Here is a 17,844-nt window from a genome sequence, read left to right on the forward strand (position 1 = left end):
GCTCACCCGGATCGGTTACGCCTGCGGGAAGGTGATCTTCCAGCCATTGATCCTGCCGGTGTCCTGCGCAGCCTGGTCCTGGACCTTCAACTGCCAGGTGCCGTTGGCGACTTCGGAGGACGCGTTCACCGTGTACGGCTCGGTGACGTTGTCCGCCGAGTCCGAGGAGCTGAAGGGCTTGAGGCGGTAGCTCGTGCCGTCCGGTGCCACCAGGTCGACCACGAGGTCACCGCGCCACGTGTGCGTGATGTTCGGGGTGACGACCAGGTTGGTGGGAGCGTTGCCGGCCTGGCCGGTGACCGCGATCGACGACGTCACCGCCGCTCCGTTGTCCGGAATCGATACGACCGTCGTGCTCTCGAACGACGTGCCGCCGCCCCCGCCGCCGGGCCGGGCGCCGACGTTGATGCCGGCCCACGCGTTCTGCACCGCCGTGTACTCGGCGCTCGTGGTGCCGTACAGCTCACCCGCGACCGCGAGCGTGCCGGTGCGGGCCGCCGCGTAGTTGGTCGTCGAGGTGAACTTCGTGGTGAGCGCCTTGAACCAGATCAGCGCGGCCTTCTCGCGGCCGATCCCGGTCACCGGCAGACCGTCGGAGGTCGGCGAGTCGTACGAGACGCCGTTGACGGTCTTGGCGCCACTGCCCTCCGAGAGGAGGTAGAAGAAGTGGTTCGCCGGGCCCGAGGAGTAGTGGACGTCGATCGAGCCGATGCCCGAGTACCAACTGTCCTTGGACGCGCCGTCCTTGCTCGGCTTGTCCATGTAACGCAGCGGCGTCCCGTTGCCGTTGATGTCGATCTTCTCGCCGACCAGGTAGTCGCCGACGTCGGAGGTGTTGCCGGCGTAGAACTCGACGGCCGCCGCGAAGATGTCGGAGGTCGCCTCGTTCAGGCCGCCCGACTCACCGCTGTACACCAGGCCCGCCGTGTTGGAGGTGACGCCGTGCGTCATCTCGTGCGCGGCCACGTCGATCGACGTGAGCGGCTTGGCGTTGCCCGAGCCGTCGCCGTACGTCATGCAGAAGCAGGAGTCCTGCCAGAAGGCGTTGACGTAGTTGTTGCCGTAGTGGACGCGGGAGTACGCGCCGACCCCGTCACCGCGGATACCGCTGCGGCCCTGCACGTTCTTGTAGTAGTCCCAGGTCAGCGCGGCCCCGTAGTGGGCGTCCGCGCCCGCCGTCTCCAGGTTCGACGCGGCCCCGTTGCCCCAGACGTCGTCGGCGCCGGAGAAGAGCGTGCCGGTGCCCGACGTACCGCGGTTGAGGTTGTTCGTCTTGTGGTTGCCGCGCGTCGTGTCCGTGAGGTTGTACGTCGACCCGGACTGGGCGCTGCCGAGGGTCACCGAGCCGCTGTACTGGGTGTTGCCGGTGCCGGTCTCGACGGCCTGGTACTCGTAGAGCTTCTTGCCGGTGGCCGCGTCCGTGATGACGTGCAGCTCGTTCGGGGTGCCGTCGTGCTGCAGACCGCCCACGACCGTCTCGTACGCGAGGCTCGGCGTGCCGTCGGCCGCCCAGATCACCTTGCGCGCGCCGTCCGCCTCGGTATTCTTCGAGCCCTCCGCCGAGGCGGCCTTCAGGGCCTGCTTCTCGGCGACCGCCGGCTTCACCGCGGCGCTGGTGGTCAGGCCCTTGAGCTGGGCCTTCACCGCACGCGTAACGCCTTCGGTCTTGCCCGACTTGGCGGTGTCGACGACCAGGTCGCCGCCGAGGACCGGGAGTCCGGCGTACGTGCGCTCGTACCGCGTGTGAACGGTGCCGTCGGCGTCCTTGACGACGTCGCGGACGACGAGCTTCTCCTTTGCGCCCAGGCCGAGTTCCTTCGCCGTGTCCGCCTTCGCCGAGTCGGCGTCGCGGATCAGCGCCGCGCGCTGGGCGGGGGAGAGCTTGACGGCCAGCGAGCCCTTGTCGAGCTTGCCCGGGGCGGGTTTGGTGTCGGCGGTGGCGGCGCCCGTCTGGACGGCCGCGGCCAGCAGGGCGGCGACGGCGACGAGCGCGCCGGCGGCGGCCTTGCGCCGGGTGGAACGGGAGGCGAACGCGGAACGGGAGTTGCCCACGGTCTCAGAGGTGCCTGCGGTGTGGGAGGTGCGTCTGTGGGAGGTGCGTCTCAACACGGACTCCTTCTGCGTGGCCGCGGATCGCGGATCGCGCGGCCAGGGGGGACCGGACGGTTGGGATCCGTCCGGGCAGAACAAGGCGGAACGCGGAACCACTTGCATGGGGCACGTGCGGGCGTGCGTGGGGGTCCACCACGGCACAGCGGTTCTTGTGAGGTTGCTGTGCAGCGGTCGTGGGAAGAGTGGCAGGAGATTGCGCTCTCTGTCAGGTGCGCATCAACAAGTTGGCCGGAAACGGTTCGTTGTCCGGGTGGTCATGTTCGGTATACGGACTCGTTGTCGGGTGGACGCCCAGGCGGACCAGGGCTCACGCGGACTCAGGCCCGCGCAGCACCAGGCGCGCGAAAGACCGGGCTCACGAAGGCCGTTGGTCGGGAAGCCCCGGCCGCTCGCCGTGCCACGAGTGCCACAGGGCCGCGTACGCGCCGTCGGCGGCCACCAGGCTGTCGTGGGTGCCCAGTTCGGTCAGGCGGCCGTCCTCCATCACGGCGACCCGGTCGGCGTCGTGGGCGGTGTGCAGGCGGTGGGCGATGGCGATGACGGTGCGGCCTTCGAGGACGGCGGCGAGCGCGCGCTCGGTGTGGCGGGCGGTCGCCGGGTCGAGCAGTGCCGTGGCCTCGTCGAGGATCAGTGTGTGGGGGTCGGCCAACACGACCCGGGCCAGGGCCAGTTGCTGGGCCCGGGAGCCGTCCGCCCGGTGCGGACTGTCGGGGCCGAGCTCCGTGCCGAGGCCGTCCGGCAGCTCCCGGACCCAGTCGTCGGCGCCGACCGCCGCGAGCGCCGCCCACAACTCGGCGTCACCGGCCGACGGTTCGGCGATGAGCAGGTTGTCGCGGACCGTGCCGAGGAAGATGTGGTGCTCCTGGGTGACGAGCACGATCTGCCGCCGCAGCTGCTCCGGGTCGAGGTCGACGATCGGCACCCCGCCCACCGTCACCGAGCCGGAGCGCGGCGCGTCGATGCCCGCCAGCAGCCGGCTCAGGGTGGTCTTCCCGGCGCCGGAGGGCCCGACCACGGCCAGCCGCTCGCCGGGCCGCACGGTCAGATCCACCCCGCGCAGGACCTCGCCCCCGCGGTCGTACGAGTAGCGCACGTCCGTCACGTCGATCCGGTCGTCCGCCGGGGCCGGGGAGCCGGACGGGACGGCCCGCGGCGCCCGGCCGAGGCCCTCCACCCGGGCGAACGAGGCGCCGCTGGCCTGCAGTTGCTCCACCCGCATCAGGACCTGGTCGAGCGGCGTTTCCAGCTGCCGCAGATACAGGGCCGCCGCGATCACGGCGCCCAGGCTCACCGTGCCCCGCTCGTGCAGGGCTCCGCCGACCAGCAGCACGACGGACACGGGGAGCACGAACGAGATCTCCACGGTCACGAAGAACACGGTCCGCAGGTACAGCGTGTACAACCGGGTGCGCCGGGACGTCTCCAGCGCGTCCCGGCTCGCGGCGATCCGCCGCCGCTGGAGTCCGAACGCCTCGACCGTGCGCCCGCCGGACGCGGTCGCCGTGAGGATCTCGGCGACCTCCGACGTGGCGGCCCCCTCGGCGAGATAGCCGGTGCGCGCCCGGCGCAGATACCAGCGCAGCGCCAGCCAGATACCGGCCTGGGCCAGCACCGCACAGGCGCCGAGCAGCGGGTCGAGCGCGAAGACCGCGCCGAGGAGGAACAGACACTGGACCGAGGAGATCAGCAGCTCGGGACCGGCGTCGCGCAAAGTCGTACCCACCGCCGAGACGTCCGCGGTGCCCCGGGCCGTCAGATCGCCCGTGCCCGCCCGCTCCACGACGGAGGCGGGCAGGGTCAGCGTCCGGTCGACGAACTCCTCGCGCACCCGCGCCAGCGTCCGCTCCCCGAACCGGTACCCCACGTACCGGGCACCGCGAGCCAGCAGCAACTGCCCCAGCGCGCACACCAGGATGACCAGCGCGAGGCGGTCCACGACGGCCACTCCGCCACCGGCCCGGACCTCGTCGATGATGCGGCCGAGCAGCCACGGACCGACCAGACCGGCAGCGGCGGCCAGCGCGTTCAGGGCGAGTACGACGGCGAAGGCGCGGCCGTCCGCGCGGATCAGCCGGCCCGCGGCCCTGCGTACGTCGGCCGGTTCGGCGACCGGCAGCTGCGCGGTCATCGCACGGCCTCCTCTGCGTCCAGATCCGATGCCGCGGCCGGGCCCGATGCCGCATCCAGGTCCGACTCGTCGGCGTCCGCATGGTCCACGCCGCCCACGCCGCCCACGCCGTCCGTGTCATCCGTGTCGTCCGCGTCGCGGGCCACCAGCGCGCGGTAGCCCGGCTCCCCGTCGAGGAGTTCCTGATGGCCGCCGACGGCCGCGACCTTGCCGTCGACCAGGTAGTACACGGTGTCCACCTGGTCGAGGACGAGCGGCGAGGTGCTGGTCACGACGGTCGTACGGCCCGAGCGCGCGGCGCGCAGCCGGGCGGCGACGGCGGCCTCGGTGTGCGCGTCCAGTGCCGAGGTGGGCTCGACCGCGAGCAGCACCTCGGGGTCGGCGAGCAGCGCCCGCACCAGGCGTACGCGCTGCCGCTGGCCTCCGGAGAGACTGCGGCCCTGCGCGTCGACGGCCGAGTCGAGCCCGTCCGGCAGCCCGAGCACGACGTCGTCGGCCACGGCCGCGTGCACCGCCCGGGTGATGGTCTCCTCGTCGGGGTCCCCGCGGCCGGAGACCAGATCGCGCAGGGTGCCCGCGAACAGGTCGGCCTCGTTGTCCGCGACCAGGATGCGCGCCCGGACCTGCGGCAGGGCGACCGCGTCGAGACGTACGCCGCCCCAGGTCACCGCCGACGCGGTGTACCGGCCGAGCCGGTCGACCACGGCGGCGGACTCCGCAGGACGGGCGCCGACCAGCGCGGTCAGCCTGCCGGGTGCCACCCGGACACCGGACCGGGGATCGTGCAGCACGGAGGGTTCGGCCGGCGCGTCCACGGAGGCGCGGCCCGTCTCCATCGGCTCCAGGGACAGGAACCGTACGACGCGCCGGGCGGCCACCACACCCCGGCTGAGCTGGTAGCCGCACTCGACGAAGAAGGCCACCGGTGCCACCAGGACCGCGACATAGCCGTACACGGACACCAACTCGCCGATGGTGATGGACCCTTGAGCGGCGAGCCGGGCCGCCAGCCACGTAACGACGGCCAGGAACACGGTCGGCAGCCCGACGCCGAGTGCCTGGATCCAGCTCGTCACCGACCCGACCCGGTACCCCTGAACCCGCAGCCGCTGCGAGTCACGGCGGAAGGCGTCGGCGAACAGCCCTTTGCCACCAAGGCCGTTGAGGACCCGCAGCCCGCCCGCGAGGTCGCCGATCCGCGCCGTCAGCACGCTCTGCCGCTCGCGGTACTCCGTCTCCGCGCCCCGCAGCCGACCCATCAGCGGGCCGACGAGTACGACTATCACCGGCACCCCGAGCAGTACCACCGCGGCCAGCGGCAGCGAGATCGACAGCAGCAGTCCGGCCACGACGGCGTAGGCGACGGCCGCGCCGACGCCCGGGCCGACCACCGTCAGGGACTGGCTGATCGTCTGCACGTCACCGACACCGATGGTGACGACCTCCCCGGCTCCCGTCCGCCGCGACAGCGTGGCACCCAGCCGGGTGGCCTGCCCCACCACGAGCTTGACCGACCGGAAGTTGGCGTCCATCCGGAGCCTGGTCATCGTGCGGTGCCGCATGATGCTCAGCCAGGAGTTGAACACCCCGAGGCCCAGCAGCGCGGCGGACCAGCCGGCCAGCGCCGCCTGGTCGCCCGGTTCGAGGCCGTCGTCGATCGCGCGGGACAGCAGATACGGCGTCAGCGCCATCAGCACCATCCAGACGGTGCCCAGCAGCGCCCCCGCGGCGGCCCGGCCCGGCTGCCTGGCGACCAGCCACCAGAGATAGCGCGCGCCACCGCGACAGTCGGGTGTCCCCGGATCCTCGTACGCGTCAACCATTCGACCCTCTTTTTGCGCTCGGTTCGCTTCCGGGGCGCCAAAGCCTGTGCCGAGGCTTCGGCTCACTCGCTGGGGTGGGACAGGGCCTAGACCAGGCTGTCCCGCCACGCCTGATGCAGGTCCGCGAACCTGCCCGTGTCCGCGACGAGTTGGGCGGGGCTGCCGTCCTCGACGATGCGGCCGTGCTCCATGACCAGCACCCGGTCGGCGATCTCGACGGTCGACAGGCGGTGCGCGATGACGACGGCCGTCCGGCCGCGCAGGACCGTGTCCATCGCGCGCTGGACCGCCCGCTCGCCCGGCACGTCCAGCGAACTGGTGGCCTCGTCGAGGATCAGGACCGCCGGATCGGCGAGCAACGCCCGCGCGAACGCCACGAGTTGACGCTGACCGGCCGAGATTCGGCCACCCCTCTTGCGTACGTCCGTGTCGTAGCCGTCCGGCAGGGCGCTGATGAAGTCGTGGGCGCCGATGGCCTTCGCGGCCCGCTCGATGTCCTCGCGAGAGGCGTCCGGGCGGCCGATGGCGATGTTCTCCGCGACCGTGCCGGAGAAGAGGAAGGCCTCCTGCGTCACCATCACCACCCCGCGGCGCAGTTCGCGCACCGACAGCTCGCGCAGGTCGACGCCGTCGAGGAGGACCCGGCCGTCCGTGGGGTCGTAGAAACGGGCCAGGAGCTTGGCGAGCGTCGACTTGCCCGCGCCCGTGGAGCCGACCACGGCGACGGTCTGGCCCGCCGGGAGGGTCAGCGAGAAGGTCGGGAGCACCTCGCCGCCGGTGCGGTACGCGAAGCGGACGTCGGTGAACTCGACCTCGCGGCCCGGGTGTTCGGAGACGAGCTCCGGCAGTGAACGCGCCCGCGCGGGCTCCGGCACGGAGGGAACCTGGGCGAGCAGACCCGCGATCTTCTCCAGTGACGCGGCTGCCGACTGGTACGAGTTGAGGAACATGCCGAGCCGGTCTATCGGGTCGTACAGCCGGCGCAGGTACAGCACCGCGGCGGCCAGCACGCCCAGCGCCAGCGAGCCCGAGGCCACCCGGTAGGCGCCCCACAGCACGATGCCCGCCACCGCCGTGTTGGCGACGAGCCGGGAGCCGATGACATAGCGGGCCATCTCCAGGATGGCGTCGCCGTTGACGCGTTCGTGGTGGCTGTTGAGTACGTGGAAGTCCGCGTCGTTGACCGCCTCGCGGCGGAACGCGCGCACCGGCCGGATGCCGTTCATCGTCTCCGCGAACTTCACGATGACGGCGGCGATGGCGGTCGAGCGGACGCTGTAGATCGCTCCGGCGCGGCGCCGGTAGAGCCGGATGAGGAGGTACAGCGGCACGAACGAGGCCACGGCGACCGAGCCGAGGCCCAGGTCGAGCCAGAGCAGCAGCGCCGAGATGTAGACGAACGACAGGATGACGGTGATGAGCTCCTGGAGGCCCTCGCTGAGCAGTTCGCGCAGCGACTCGACGTCCGTCGTGGAGCGCGAGATGAGCCGGCCCGAGGTGTAGCGCTCGTGGAAGTCGACGCTGAGCGCCTGCGCGTGCCGGAAGATCCTGCCGCGCAGGTCGAGCAGGACGTCCTGGTTGACGCGGGCGGAGGTGCGGACGAAGCCGTACTGGAGCGTGCCGGCCGCCACCGACGCCAGCACGTAGGCGACCGCCACGGCGATCAGCGGACCGTGGTCGTCGCCGCGGAAGGCCGGTACGGCACGGTCGATGGCGTACGCCACGAGGAGCGGGCCCGCCTGCACGGCCGCCTGCTGGAGCAGCAGCAGGACCGCGGCGAGGACGACGCGGGCCTTCATCGGCGCGAGCAGGGAGCGCAGGAGGCCGGCCGTCGCGCGCGCGGGAGCGGGCAGGGAGTCGCGGTCGAAGGGGTCGCCGTGCTTGGGCGGAGGTGCCGGCCGGTCCTCTTCGTCGGTCGGCGCGGTGGTCGTGGGCGCCGTCATCGCTTGTCCCCCTCGAACGTCGCTGTCGTCGTCGCTGTCGCCGTCTCTTGTGTCGTCTCTGTTGTCTCCGCCGCCCCGGACATCAGCCAGGCGTACTCCGCGCTCGTACGCAGCAGTTCGTGGTGCGTGCCGACGGCGGTGATACGGCCCTCGGAGAGCAGAGCCACCCGGTCGGCGAGCATGACCGTGGACGGGCGGTGGGCCACGACGAGGGCGGTCGTATCGGCGAGGACGCGGCGCAGGGCCGCCTCGACCAGGGCCTCCGTGTGCACGTCCAGGGCCGACAAGGGGTCGTCCAGGACGAGGAAGCGGGGTCTGCCGACCACGGCCCGGGCCAGGGCGAGGCGTTGGCGCTGGCCGCCGGAGAGGCTGAGGCCCTGCTCGCCGACCTGTGTGTCCGTGTCCTGGGGGAGCGTGTGGACGAAGTCCGCCTGTGCGACGGCCAGGGCGCGGTTCAGCTCGGTCTCGCCCGCGTGGGCCTCGGCGCCCATGAGGACGTTCTCCCCCACGCTCGCGGAGAAGAGGGTCGGCTCCTCGAAGGCGACCGCCACGAGTGCGCGGAGCGTCTCCCGGGGCATCTCCGTGATGTCCACGCCGTCCAGGGTGATCCGGCCCGCCGTGACCTCGTGCAGCCGGGGGACCAGCGCGGTGAGCGTCGTCTTTCCGGTGCCGGTCCCGCCGACGAGGGCCATGGTCTCGCCGGAGCGGATGTGGAGGTCGATGCGGTCGAGTACGGGAGCGGAGCCGGCCGGGGCGTCGGGGTAGCGGAACTGGACGGCGTGGAAACGGAGTCCGCCGGTGGCGGTGGCGGTGGCGGCGCTGGAGGCCGTGCCGGAGCCTGTGGCTGAGTCGGTGCTGGAGCCCGTGGCTGAACTGGTGCCCACGGACTCCGGTTCCGCGTCCATCACCTCGAAGTACCGCTCCGTCGCGGTCGCCGCCTCCTGGCTCATCGCCAGCAGGAAGCCGATCGACTCGATGGGCCAGCGGAGCGCGAGAGCCGTGGACAGGAAGGCGACCAGCGTGCCGGTGGACAGTTCGCCGTCGGCCACCTGCACCGTCCCGAGCACGAGCGCCGCGCCGATGGCGAGTTCGGGCAGGATCGTGATCGCGGCGAAGATCCAGGCGAGCAGGCGCGCCTTGGCGAGCTCCGTGCCGCGCAGGGTGCGGGAGAGGTCCCGGAAGGCGAGGGCCTGACTGCGGTGGCGCCCGAAGCCCTTGATGATCCGGATGCCGAGCACGCTCTCCTCGACCAGCGTCGTCAGATCACCGACCTGGTCCTGTGCCCGCCGCGCCACCTTCGAGTACTGCTTCTCGAAGAGCCAGCAGACGATCATCACGGGCACTGCGGGCGCGAGCAGCACCAGCCCGAGCGTCCACTCCTGGGCCAGCATGATGACGAAGCCGATCAGAATCGTCACGCCGTTGACCAGCAGGAACGTCAGCGGGAAGGCGAGGAACATGCGCAGCAGCATCAGATCCGTCGTGCCGCGCGACAGCAACTGCCCCGAGGGCCAGCGGTCGTGGAACGCCACCGGCAGCCGCTGCAGATGCCGGTACAGATCCGCCCGCATCGACGCCTCGACCCCGGCGAGCGGGCGGGCCACCAGCCACCGCCGCAGCCCGAACAGCACCGCCTCGGCGAGCCCGAGCAGCAGCAGGTACAGCGCGCCGAGCCACACCCCGCCCGTGTCGCGGTCGGCCACCGGCCCGTCCACGATCCACTTCAGTACGAGCGGAATCACCAGCCCCGTGCACGAGGCGAGGACCGCGACGACGGCCGCCGTGAAGAGCCGGACACGCACGGGCCGCACGTACGGCCACAGGCGCAGCAGGCTTCGTACGGCGGAACGGCTCCTGGCCGGTTCGGTTTCTGTGGCTTCCTCGGCAGGGGTGTCGGCGGCGGGCGCGGGTGTAGTGGGCATCAACGCGAGCCTACGGATCGGCACTGACAACGCCCACCGAGTTTTGGCCGGTCCGGGATCCGCCGCTGGTCCTACGACCTGCGTGTTCGACGGGTCGTACGCATGGGCGGGCGGGTCGTACGCGCGGGGCGGGCAGGCGGTGCGCGTCGGGAGGCCACGTCGTACGCACGATGCAGGCCGGGTCGTACGACGGCATCAACCGATCGGTTGATGCGAGTTCGAGCGCGACGGCCGATGTGGCGGACCCCGCCCCGGCGGGACGCTCGGAGCATGTCATCCACACCCGTGATCGAAGTCACCGATCTGCGCAAGTCCTACGGCGGCAGGCCAGCCGTCGACGGCGTCTCCTTCACCGTCGAGGAGGGCGAGATCTTCGGCGTCCTCGGCCCGAACGGCGCGGGCAAGACCACCACCGTCGAATGCGTCGAGGGTCTGCGCGTGCCCGACGCGGGCCGTGTCCGGGTGACCGGCCTCGACCCCGTCACCGAGCACGCGGCCACCCGCCAGGTGCTCGGCGCGCAGCTCCAGGAGAGCGAACTGCAGGCCAAGATCACCGTCCGGGAGGCCCTGGAGCTGTACGCCGCCTTCTACACCCGCCCGCTCGACTGGCGGCCCCTCGCCGAACGCCTGGGCCTCACCGACAAGCTCACCACCCGGTTCGCCAAGCTCTCCGGCGGCCAGAAGCAGCGTCTGTTCATCGCGCTCGCCCTCATCGGCAACCCCCGGATCGTCGTCCTCGACGAACTGACCACCGGCCTCGATCCACGGGCCCGCCGCGACACCTGGGAGCTCATCGAGGACATCCGGGCGAACGGCGTCACCGTCCTGCTCGTCACGCACTTCATGGAGGAGGCGCAACGGCTCTGCGACCGGATCGCCGTGATCGACAAGGGCCGGGTGGCCGCGCTCGACACCCCGGCCGGCCTGATCCGCCGCTCGGCCGGTGCCACCGTCATCAGCTTCACGCCGTCCGCCCAGCTCGACGACCGCGACCTGAACGCGCTCCCCGAGCTCGCCTCGGTCGAGTACAAGGACGGCCGCGTCACCCTGTCCGGCACCGACGAGACCGTCAACGCCGTCATCACCCTCCTCGCCCGCAACCACGTCACGGCCCATCAACTCCGCGTAACCGACGCCACGCTGGACGACGCGTTCCTCGACCTCACGAAGGACGCCACCACGGACGCCACCACGGACGCGAACAAGGACGGCACCCCGGACTCGACCAAGGACGCCACGAAGGAGGCAGCGGCATGAGCACGGCCCTCGGCACCACCACCCGCGGCGCCACCGCCCTCGTCAACCCCGCCGTACTGAAGAGCGAGGTCCGCCTCTTCCGCAGGGAGCCCGGCAGCCTCTTCTGGATCCTCGGGTTCCCGACCCTGCTGCTGGTGATCCTCGGCTCGATCCCCGCCTTCCGGCAGGCCGACCCGGACTTCGGCGGACTGCGCCCGGTCGACGCCTACGTCCCGGTGAGCGTGCTGCTCGGCCTGACCGTCGGCGGTCTGCAGGCGATGCCGCAGATCCTCACCGGCTACCGCGAGCGCGGCATCCTGCGCCGGATGTCCACCACCCCGGTCCGGCCCGCCGCCCTGCTGTCCGCGCAGATGCTGCTGTACGGCGGGGCCGCCCTGACGTCGTCCCTGCTCGCCCTCGCGGTCGGCCGCCTCGCCTTCGACGTACGACTGCCCGAGCAGCCCTTCGGATACGCGCTGGCCCTGGTCCTGGCCGTGCTGGCGGCCCTCGCCCTCGGCGCGGTGATCTCGGCGCTGTCCCGGACGACGAAGATCGCGGGCGCCATCGGGTCGGCCGTGTTCTTCCCGGCGATGTTCTGCGCGGGTGTGTGGATGCCGGTGCAGACCATGCCCGACGTACTGGCCCGGGTCGTCGGCTACACACCGTTCGGCGCGGCGGCCGAGGCCCTCAACCAGGCGGCGGCGGGCGACTGGCCCGGCTGGGGCCACCTGGGTGTGCTCGTGGTCTGGACGGTGCTGCTGACGGCCGGCGCCTCGCGCTGGTTCCGCTGGGAGTAGGGGAGAAGACCCGTGCAGACTGGGGAGATGACCGAGGCGGACCAGCGAATCGAGCACCGTTGGGACCAGCTCCACACCTGGGGTCCCTACGGACTGCTCCTTGTCTCCACCGTCCTTGCGGTCCTCGCCGGCGAGCTCATGGAGGGTCCCGCCGAGTGGTACGCGACCGGGGCGCTGGTGGTCGCCGCGGTGGCGCTCCAGCTGTGGCACGGGCCCCGCCGTGGCCGCCGGACCCCGTCCCGCAGCGGGACCGTCTACTACGTCCTGCGCTGGGTGATCTCCTTCGCCCTCACCTGGCTGAACCCGTTCTTCGCCTTCTACGCGTCCACCGGCTACTTCGACTCGGACGAACTGATGTCCGGAACACGTCGGCACCGGCTCGGCCTCTTGGCCACCGTCGTCGTGGTGGCGGGCGCGCAGGCCGGCGGGCTGCCGTTCCACAGCCCGATCCAGTGGGTGCTGTTCGGCGTGATGCTGGTCGCGAACAGCGCCCTGCTGATGGCGGTCGGCCATCTCACCCAGCAGGAGGAGCAGCGCTCCCGCGACCGGGCCGTCACCATCGCCGAACTCGAACGCACCAACACGGCGTTGCAGCAGGCCCTCGACGAGAACGCCGCCCTGCACGCCCAACTCCTCGTCCAGGCGAGGGAGGCCGGGGTCGCCGACGAACGCCGCCGCCTCGCCGCCGAGATCCACGACACCATCGCCCAGGGCCTGACCGGAATCATCGCCCAGCTCCAGGTCGTCGGGAGCGCCCCCGACCTGGCCACCGCCCGCATCCATCTCGACCGTGCCTCGGACCTGGCCCGGCACAGCCTCGGCGAGGCCCGCCGCTCCGTGCAGAACCTCGCCCCCGTGGCCCTGGAGAACGACGGACTGCCCGAGGCCCTGAAGAAGACGGTCGCCGAATGGGGCGAACGGACGGGCGTACGGGCCGAGTTCACGGTCACCGGTACCGCCGAGCAGCTCCACGAGGAGATCTCGGCGACCCTCCTGCGCATCGCCCAGGAGGCCCTGTCCAACGCCTCCCGGCACGCCCACGCCACCCGCCTCGGCCTCACCCTGACCTTCCTCGGCGACGAGGTGATCCTGGACATCCGCGACGACGGCTGCGGCTTCGACCCGCTCGCCCTCCCCGCCCGCTCCACCGCCGCCGGGTTCGGCCTCGACGGCATGCGCGCCCGCGCCGAACGCGTCGCGGGCGCCCTCACGGTCGAGTCCGAACCGGGCCACGGCACGGCCCTCTCCGCTCGCGTACCGTTGGTACGCCATGACAGATGACGCGACGGCCGACGGCACGGAAGACAGCAGGGCAGAGGGCACGATCTCCCTCCTCGTCGTGGACGACCATCCCGTCGTACGGGACGGTCTGCGCGGCATGTTCGAGTCCGCGCCCGGGTTCCGCGTACTGGGAGAGGCGTCCAACGGCGTCGAGGCGGTCGAGCAGGCCGCCGCGCTCGACCCCGACGTGATCCTGATGGACCTGCGCATGCCGGGCGGCGGCGGTGTCGAGGCCATCGCGCACCTCACCCGCGCGGGCGCCCGCGCCAAGGTCCTCGTCCTGACGACGTACGACACCGACTCCGACACGCTCCCCGCGATCGAGGCGGGCGCGACGGGCTACCTCCTCAAGGACGCACCCCGCGACGAACTGTTCACCGCCGTACGCGCGGCCGCCCAGGGCCGTACGGTCCTCTCCCCGGCCGTGGCCTCCCGCCTGGTCTCAGCGGTCCGCACCCCCCGGGCCCCCGGCAACGAGCCCCTCTCCACCCGCGAACGCGAGGTCCTGGCCTTGGTCGCCAAAGGCACCTCGAACCGCGAGATCGCCCGCGAACTCTTCATCAGCGAGGCGACGGTGAAGACCCACCTCACCCACCTGTACGCGAAGCTGGGCGTCAAGGACCGAGCGGCGGCGGTGGCGACGGCGTACGACCGCGGAATCCTGGGCTGACCCGCCCGCCCACGCCGCCCCACTTCGCAGCCCGACTACGCGGTCGGGTACGGGAGCAGACCGTCCGCGATCTTCTCCCACGACGCCTTCAGCTCGGCCAGCAACTCCGGCCTGTCCGGGGCGAGGTCGGCCTGCTCGCGGGAGTCGGCGGCGAGGTTGTAGAGGTGGTCATCGCCGGTCTCGTCCCGGTAGTACTTCCAGTCGCCGCGCCGCAGGGCCCGGTTGGCCCGGACCCGCCAGAACAGGTCCCGCTCGGGTACGTCCTCGTCCCGCAGCAGGTATCCGGCGAGGCTCCTGCCGTCCAGCGGGTACGCCGGGTCGGGCCGGGCCCCGCCCAGTTCCAGCAGCGTGGCTGTCCAGTCGGGGGAGAAGTTCGGCTCGTGGCTGACCTGGCGGCCGTCGATCCGGGCGGGCCAGCGCACGATGGCCGGCACCCGGATACCGCCCTCCAGGAGCACGAACTTCTCTCCGCTGAGCGGCCAGTTGTAGGAGTAGCGCTCCCCGCCGTTGTCGCTGGCGAACAGCACCAGCGTGTTCTCCTCCTGCCCGGACCTGCGCAGCGCCGCGAGCACCTCGCCGACGGCCGCGTCCAGGCTCTCGACCATCTGCGTGTACTTCTCGACCGAGCCGCCGTCGTAGTGGTTGAGCGCCCTGGAGACCTCCGCCTGGCTCTTCGCGGCCCGGATCTTCGCGGCGATCTCGGCACCGGTCTCCGCGTCGTCCTCCGCGAGCCAGGGCCAGTGCGGGGTCGTGAAGTTGAGGTTCAGCAGCCACGGCCTGTCGTGGTCCCGGCCGACGTACTCCACGGCCCGTTCGGTGAGGACCTCGGTGTAGTAGCGCAGGTCCTGGTACTCGGCGTCACCCTCGTAGAGGTCGTAGGTGCCCAGCTGGCCGAGCTTGGAGAAGTACTCCAGTACGCCGCCGAAGTTGCCGAAGAACTCGTCCCAGCCGGACTTGGTGGGGCTGTAGTCGGGCAGCCAGCCGCAGTGCCACTTGCCGATCAGCGCGGTCGAGTAGCCCGCCTTCTTCAACTGGGAGGCGAGCGTGGGGTGGTTCAGATCGAGCCCCTGGGCCTTGTTCGCGATCGGCTCGGCAAGACCGCCCGGCGTCCGGCCCGGATAGCGCCCCGTGTAGAGGCTGAACCGCGTCGGCGAGCAGGTCGCGGACCCGGAGTACGCGTCGGTGAACCGCACCCCCTGCCGGGCCAGCCGGTCGAGGTGGGGTGTCCTGATGTGCGGGGCGCCGTAGGAGGAGAGATCGGCCCAGCCGAGGTCGTCGCCGAGGATGACCAGGAGGTTGGGGCGTTTGCCGGAGGCGGCGGGGCGCGACTTGAAGGGGCGTTCGGCGGGCGTGGCCTCGGCGGCGGTGGCCGTACTGGCGACGGCGGTCACGGCACCGCCACCGACGAGACCACCGAAGGCGCGGCGGGATATTTCAGGCATGCGGAATCCTTGCGGGGAGAGAGGGAGTGGTTTCAGTGTGATCAGCCGGTCACCCTCATGGCCAGGAATCCCGCGCGGAGTTCACGGTCCTGAAACGTTGTCTCAGCCGGCCCCCTTCACCCGGCCACCCTCAACCCGCCACCTTCAGCAACATCACCGCCCGCGCCGGCACAGTGATCGCCGCCCCCGCCCGATGCACCACCCCCGGCACCTCCCCCTGCTCCTCCCGCGACGTGTCGACGACGACCTCGTACCGCTCCGCCCACGGCGCCCCCGGCAGGACGAAGCTCGCGGGCCGGTCCCCCGCGTGCAGGACGGCCAGGAAGCTGTCGTCGGTCACCGGCACGCCCCGCGCGTCCCGGCCGGGGATGTCCCGCCCGGAGAGGTACATGCCGAGCGTCGCCGCGGGCGCGTACCAGTCCCGTTCCGTCATCTCCGCGCCGCGGGCCGTGAACCAGGCCAGGTCGCGCAGCCCGTCGGCGGAGTGGGCGCGGCCGGAGAAGAAGGCCCGCCGCCGCAGGACGGGATGGGCGTGGCGGAGGGCGATCAGGCGGGCGGTCAGGTCGAAGAGGGCCCGCCAGTCGGGGTCGTCGAGCAGGGTCCAGTCGATCCAGCTGATCTCGTTGTCCTGGCAGTACGCGTTGTTGTTGCCCCCCTGGGTCCGCCCGAGCTCGTCCCCCGCGACCAGCATCGGCACACCGGTGGACAGCAGCAGGGTGGTGACCAGGTTGCGCAGCTGACGGCGCCGCAGGCCCCGTACGCGGGCGTCCTCCGTCTCGCCCTCCGTGCCGCAGTTCCAGGCGCGGTTGTCGTCCGTGCCGTCCCGGTTGCCCTCTCCGTTGGCCTCGTTGTGCTTGCGCTCGTACGACACCAGGTCCCGCAGGGTGAAGCCGTCGTGGGCCGTCACGAAGTTCACCGAGGCGTACGGCCGCCGCCCGCCCCACGCGTACAGGTCGCTGGACCCCGACAGCCGGTAGCCGAGATCCCGTACGTCCGGCAGCGCTCCGCGCCAGAAGTCCCGTACGGCGTTGCGGTAGCGGTCGTTCCACTCGGTCCACAGGGGCGGGAAGGCGCCCACCTGATAGCCGCCGGAGCCGACGTCCCACGGCTCGGCGATCAGCTTCACCCGGCGCAGCACCGGGTCCTGGGCGATGACGGCCAGGAACGGCGACAGCATGTCGACGTCGTGCATGGAACGGGCCAGCGCCGCCGCCAGGTCGAACCGGAAGCCGTCCACCCCCATCTCCGTCACCCAGTAGCGCAGTGAGTCCGTGATCAGTCGCAGGACGTGCGGCTGTACGACGTGGAGCGTGTTTCCGCAGCCCGTGTAGTCCGTGTAGCGGCGCGCGTCGCTCTGCAGGCGGTAGTAGCCCCTGTTGTCGATGCCGCGCAGCGACAGCGTCGGGCCCAGCTCGCCCGCCTCCGCCGTGTGGTTGTAGACCACGTCGAGGATGACCTCGATACCGGCGGCGTGCAGCGCGCGCACCATGCTCTTGAACTCGCCGACCTGCTGGCCGGTCGTCCCCGAGGCCGCGTACCCGGCGTGCGGCGCGAAGTAGCCGATCGAGTTGTAGCCCCAGTAGTTCTTCATGCCCCGGCGCAGCAGATGGTCCTCGTGCGCGAACTGGTGCACCGGCAGCAGCTCCACCGCCGTCACACCCAGTTTGGTCAGGTGCTCGATCGCCGCAGGGTGCGCCAACCCCGCGTACGTGCCCCGCAGTTCCTCCGGGATGTCCGGGTGCAGCTTCGTGAAGCCGCGCACGTGCAGCTCGTAGATGACCGAGTCCGCCCAGGGCGTCTTCGGGCGGCGGTCGTCCGTCCACTCGTCGTCGGGCGCGTCGTCGTGGACGACGACACCCTTGGGGACGTACGGAGCGGAGTCCCGGTCGTCGCGCACGGTGTCCGCGACCTGCTGCTGGGGCCAGTCGCGCACATGCCCGTACACCTCCGGCGGCAGCGTGAAGTCGCCGTCCACGGCACGGGCGTACGGATCGAGGAGCAACTTCGCCGGGTTCCAGCGGGCGCCGGTCCACGGGTCCCAGCGACCGTGCACCCGGAAGCCGTACCGCTGCCCGGGCCGTACGCCGGGCACGAAGCCGTGCCAGATCTCGTGGGTCAGCTCGGTGAGCGGCACCCGGATCTCGGTGCCCGCTCCCGTGCCGTCCACGTCACCCGCGTCGCCGTCGTAGTCGAACAGGCACAGCTCGACGGACTCCGCACCGCCCGCCCACAGCGCGAAGTTGGTGCCCGAGACACCGTCGGGACCGGTCCGGAAACGCGCCCCGAGCGGGGTCGGCGCACCGGGCCACACGGGGACGGCCGGCGCGACGCGCGGACTGCCGTTCAGCACGGGAGCGGGCTGCGCGGGCAGCCCGACATCCGGGGCGCGCCCCTCCTGCACTGCCTCCTGCTCGGCTGCGCTCGACACCTCACGGCCTCCTGCGGCTCGATGGGAGCGACGCGCGGAGATGCCCATGGCGTCCCGGCCAC

11 protein-coding genes are annotated in these 17,844 nt (G+C 71.7%); 4 read left to right on the forward strand and 7 right to left on the reverse strand.

The genetic code is table 11. From position 1 onward, the window contains the following. Positions 1–15: 15 nt before the first annotated feature. From ACN20J_RS33425 to ACN20J_RS33445, 5 genes are all read right to left on the reverse strand, one after another. A complete protein-coding gene (locus ACN20J_RS33425) occupies positions 16–2,109 on the reverse strand; it encodes a M4 family metallopeptidase (protein ID WP_419667438.1) in 2,094 nt (697 codons plus the stop codon). Between the two features lie 358 nt (positions 2,110–2,467). After that, positions 2,468–4,240, reverse strand: coding sequence for an ABC transporter ATP-binding protein (locus ACN20J_RS33430; RefSeq protein ID WP_419667439.1), 1,773 nt, complete (start codon positions 4,238–4,240; stop codon positions 2,468–2,470). Then, entirely contained in the window at positions 4,237–6,063 is a 1,827-nt protein-coding gene (locus ACN20J_RS33435) for an ABC transporter ATP-binding protein (protein ID WP_419667440.1), read from the reverse strand. The genes ACN20J_RS33430 and ACN20J_RS33435 overlap by 4 nt, the downstream gene beginning before the upstream one ends. A gap of 86 nt (positions 6,064–6,149) precedes the next feature. Then, on the reverse strand, positions 6,150–8,006 hold the full coding sequence (locus ACN20J_RS33440; RefSeq protein ID WP_362001510.1) for an ABC transporter ATP-binding protein: 1,857 nt from the start codon (positions 8,004–8,006) through the stop codon (positions 6,150–6,152). Continuing rightward, positions 8,003–9,928, reverse strand: coding sequence for an ABC transporter ATP-binding protein (locus ACN20J_RS33445; RefSeq protein WP_419667441.1), 1,926 nt, complete (start codon positions 9,926–9,928; stop codon positions 8,003–8,005). Before ACN20J_RS33445 ends, ACN20J_RS33440 begins: the two co-directional genes overlap by 4 nt. Positions 9,929–10,198: 270 nt before the next feature. Between ACN20J_RS33445 and ACN20J_RS33450 the strand changes: the two genes are divergently transcribed. The 4 genes from ACN20J_RS33450 to ACN20J_RS33465 are packed head-to-tail and all read left to right on the forward strand — an operon-like array spanning position 10,199 to position 13,912. Then, complete coding sequence (locus ACN20J_RS33450; RefSeq protein WP_419667442.1) at positions 10,199–11,185, forward strand: ABC transporter ATP-binding protein; 987 nt, start codon at positions 10,199–10,201, stop codon at positions 11,183–11,185. Then, positions 11,182–11,961 carry an ABC transporter permease gene (locus tag ACN20J_RS33455; RefSeq protein ID WP_361903135.1) on the forward strand — a complete coding sequence of 260 codons (780 nt, stop codon included), beginning with the start codon at positions 11,182–11,184 and terminating at the stop codon, positions 11,959–11,961. The genes ACN20J_RS33450 and ACN20J_RS33455 overlap by 4 nt, the downstream gene beginning before the upstream one ends. Positions 11,962–11,988: 27 nt before the next feature. Beyond that, entirely contained in the window at positions 11,989–13,242 is a 1,254-nt protein-coding gene (locus tag ACN20J_RS33460) for a sensor histidine kinase (protein ID WP_419667443.1), read from the forward strand. Beyond that, positions 13,232–13,912, forward strand: a complete 681-nt coding sequence (locus ACN20J_RS33465) for a response regulator (protein ID WP_190232615.1) — start codon at positions 13,232–13,234, stop codon at positions 13,910–13,912. The genes ACN20J_RS33460 and ACN20J_RS33465 overlap by 11 nt, the downstream gene beginning before the upstream one ends. Before the next feature lie 35 nt (positions 13,913–13,947). On the opposite strand, the gene ACN20J_RS33470 is transcribed toward ACN20J_RS33465, so the two are convergent. Continuing rightward, positions 13,948–15,354, reverse strand: a complete 1,407-nt coding sequence (locus tag ACN20J_RS33470) for a sulfatase (RefSeq protein WP_419667444.1) — start codon at positions 15,352–15,354, stop codon at positions 13,948–13,950. A 130-nt stretch (positions 15,355–15,484) separates the two neighbouring features. Continuing rightward, the gene (gene glgX, locus ACN20J_RS33475) at positions 15,485–17,782 is read right to left on the reverse strand and encodes a glycogen debranching protein GlgX (RefSeq protein WP_419667445.1); all 2,298 of its coding nucleotides are present in this window, start codon (positions 17,780–17,782) and stop codon (positions 15,485–15,487) included. Between the last annotated feature and the right edge of the window lie 62 nt (positions 17,783–17,844).

The sequence above is a fragment of the Streptomyces sp. 2-1 genome (assembly GCF_048564895.1).
Lineage (GTDB): Bacteria > Actinomycetota > Actinomycetes > Streptomycetales > Streptomycetaceae > Streptomyces > Streptomyces phaeochromogenes.

Coding starts and splice junctions, on each gene's coding strand:
- ACN20J_RS33430 (WP_419667439.1), bottom strand. CDS start 4,240: ATGACCGCGCAGCTGCCGGTCGCCGAACCGGCCGACGTACGCAGGGCC.
- ACN20J_RS33435 (WP_419667440.1), bottom strand. CDS start 6,063: ATGGTTGACGCGTACGAGGATCCGGGGACACCCGACTGTCGCGGTGGC.
- ACN20J_RS33440 (WP_362001510.1), bottom strand. CDS start 8,006: ATGACGGCGCCCACGACCACCGCGCCGACCGACGAAGAGGACCGGCCG.
- ACN20J_RS33445 (WP_419667441.1), bottom strand. CDS start 9,928: ATGCCCACTACACCCGCGCCCGCCGCCGACACCCCTGCCGAGGAAGCC.
- ACN20J_RS33450 (WP_419667442.1), top strand. CDS start 10,199: ATGTCATCCACACCCGTGATCGAAGTCACCGATCTGCGCAAGTCCTAC.
- ACN20J_RS33455 (WP_361903135.1), top strand. CDS start 11,182: ATGAGCACGGCCCTCGGCACCACCACCCGCGGCGCCACCGCCCTCGTC.
- ACN20J_RS33460 (WP_419667443.1), top strand. CDS start 11,989: ATGACCGAGGCGGACCAGCGAATCGAGCACCGTTGGGACCAGCTCCAC.
- ACN20J_RS33465 (WP_190232615.1), top strand. CDS start 13,232: ATGACAGATGACGCGACGGCCGACGGCACGGAAGACAGCAGGGCAGAG.
- ACN20J_RS33470 (WP_419667444.1), bottom strand. CDS start 15,354: ATGCCTGAAATATCCCGCCGCGCCTTCGGTGGTCTCGTCGGTGGCGGT.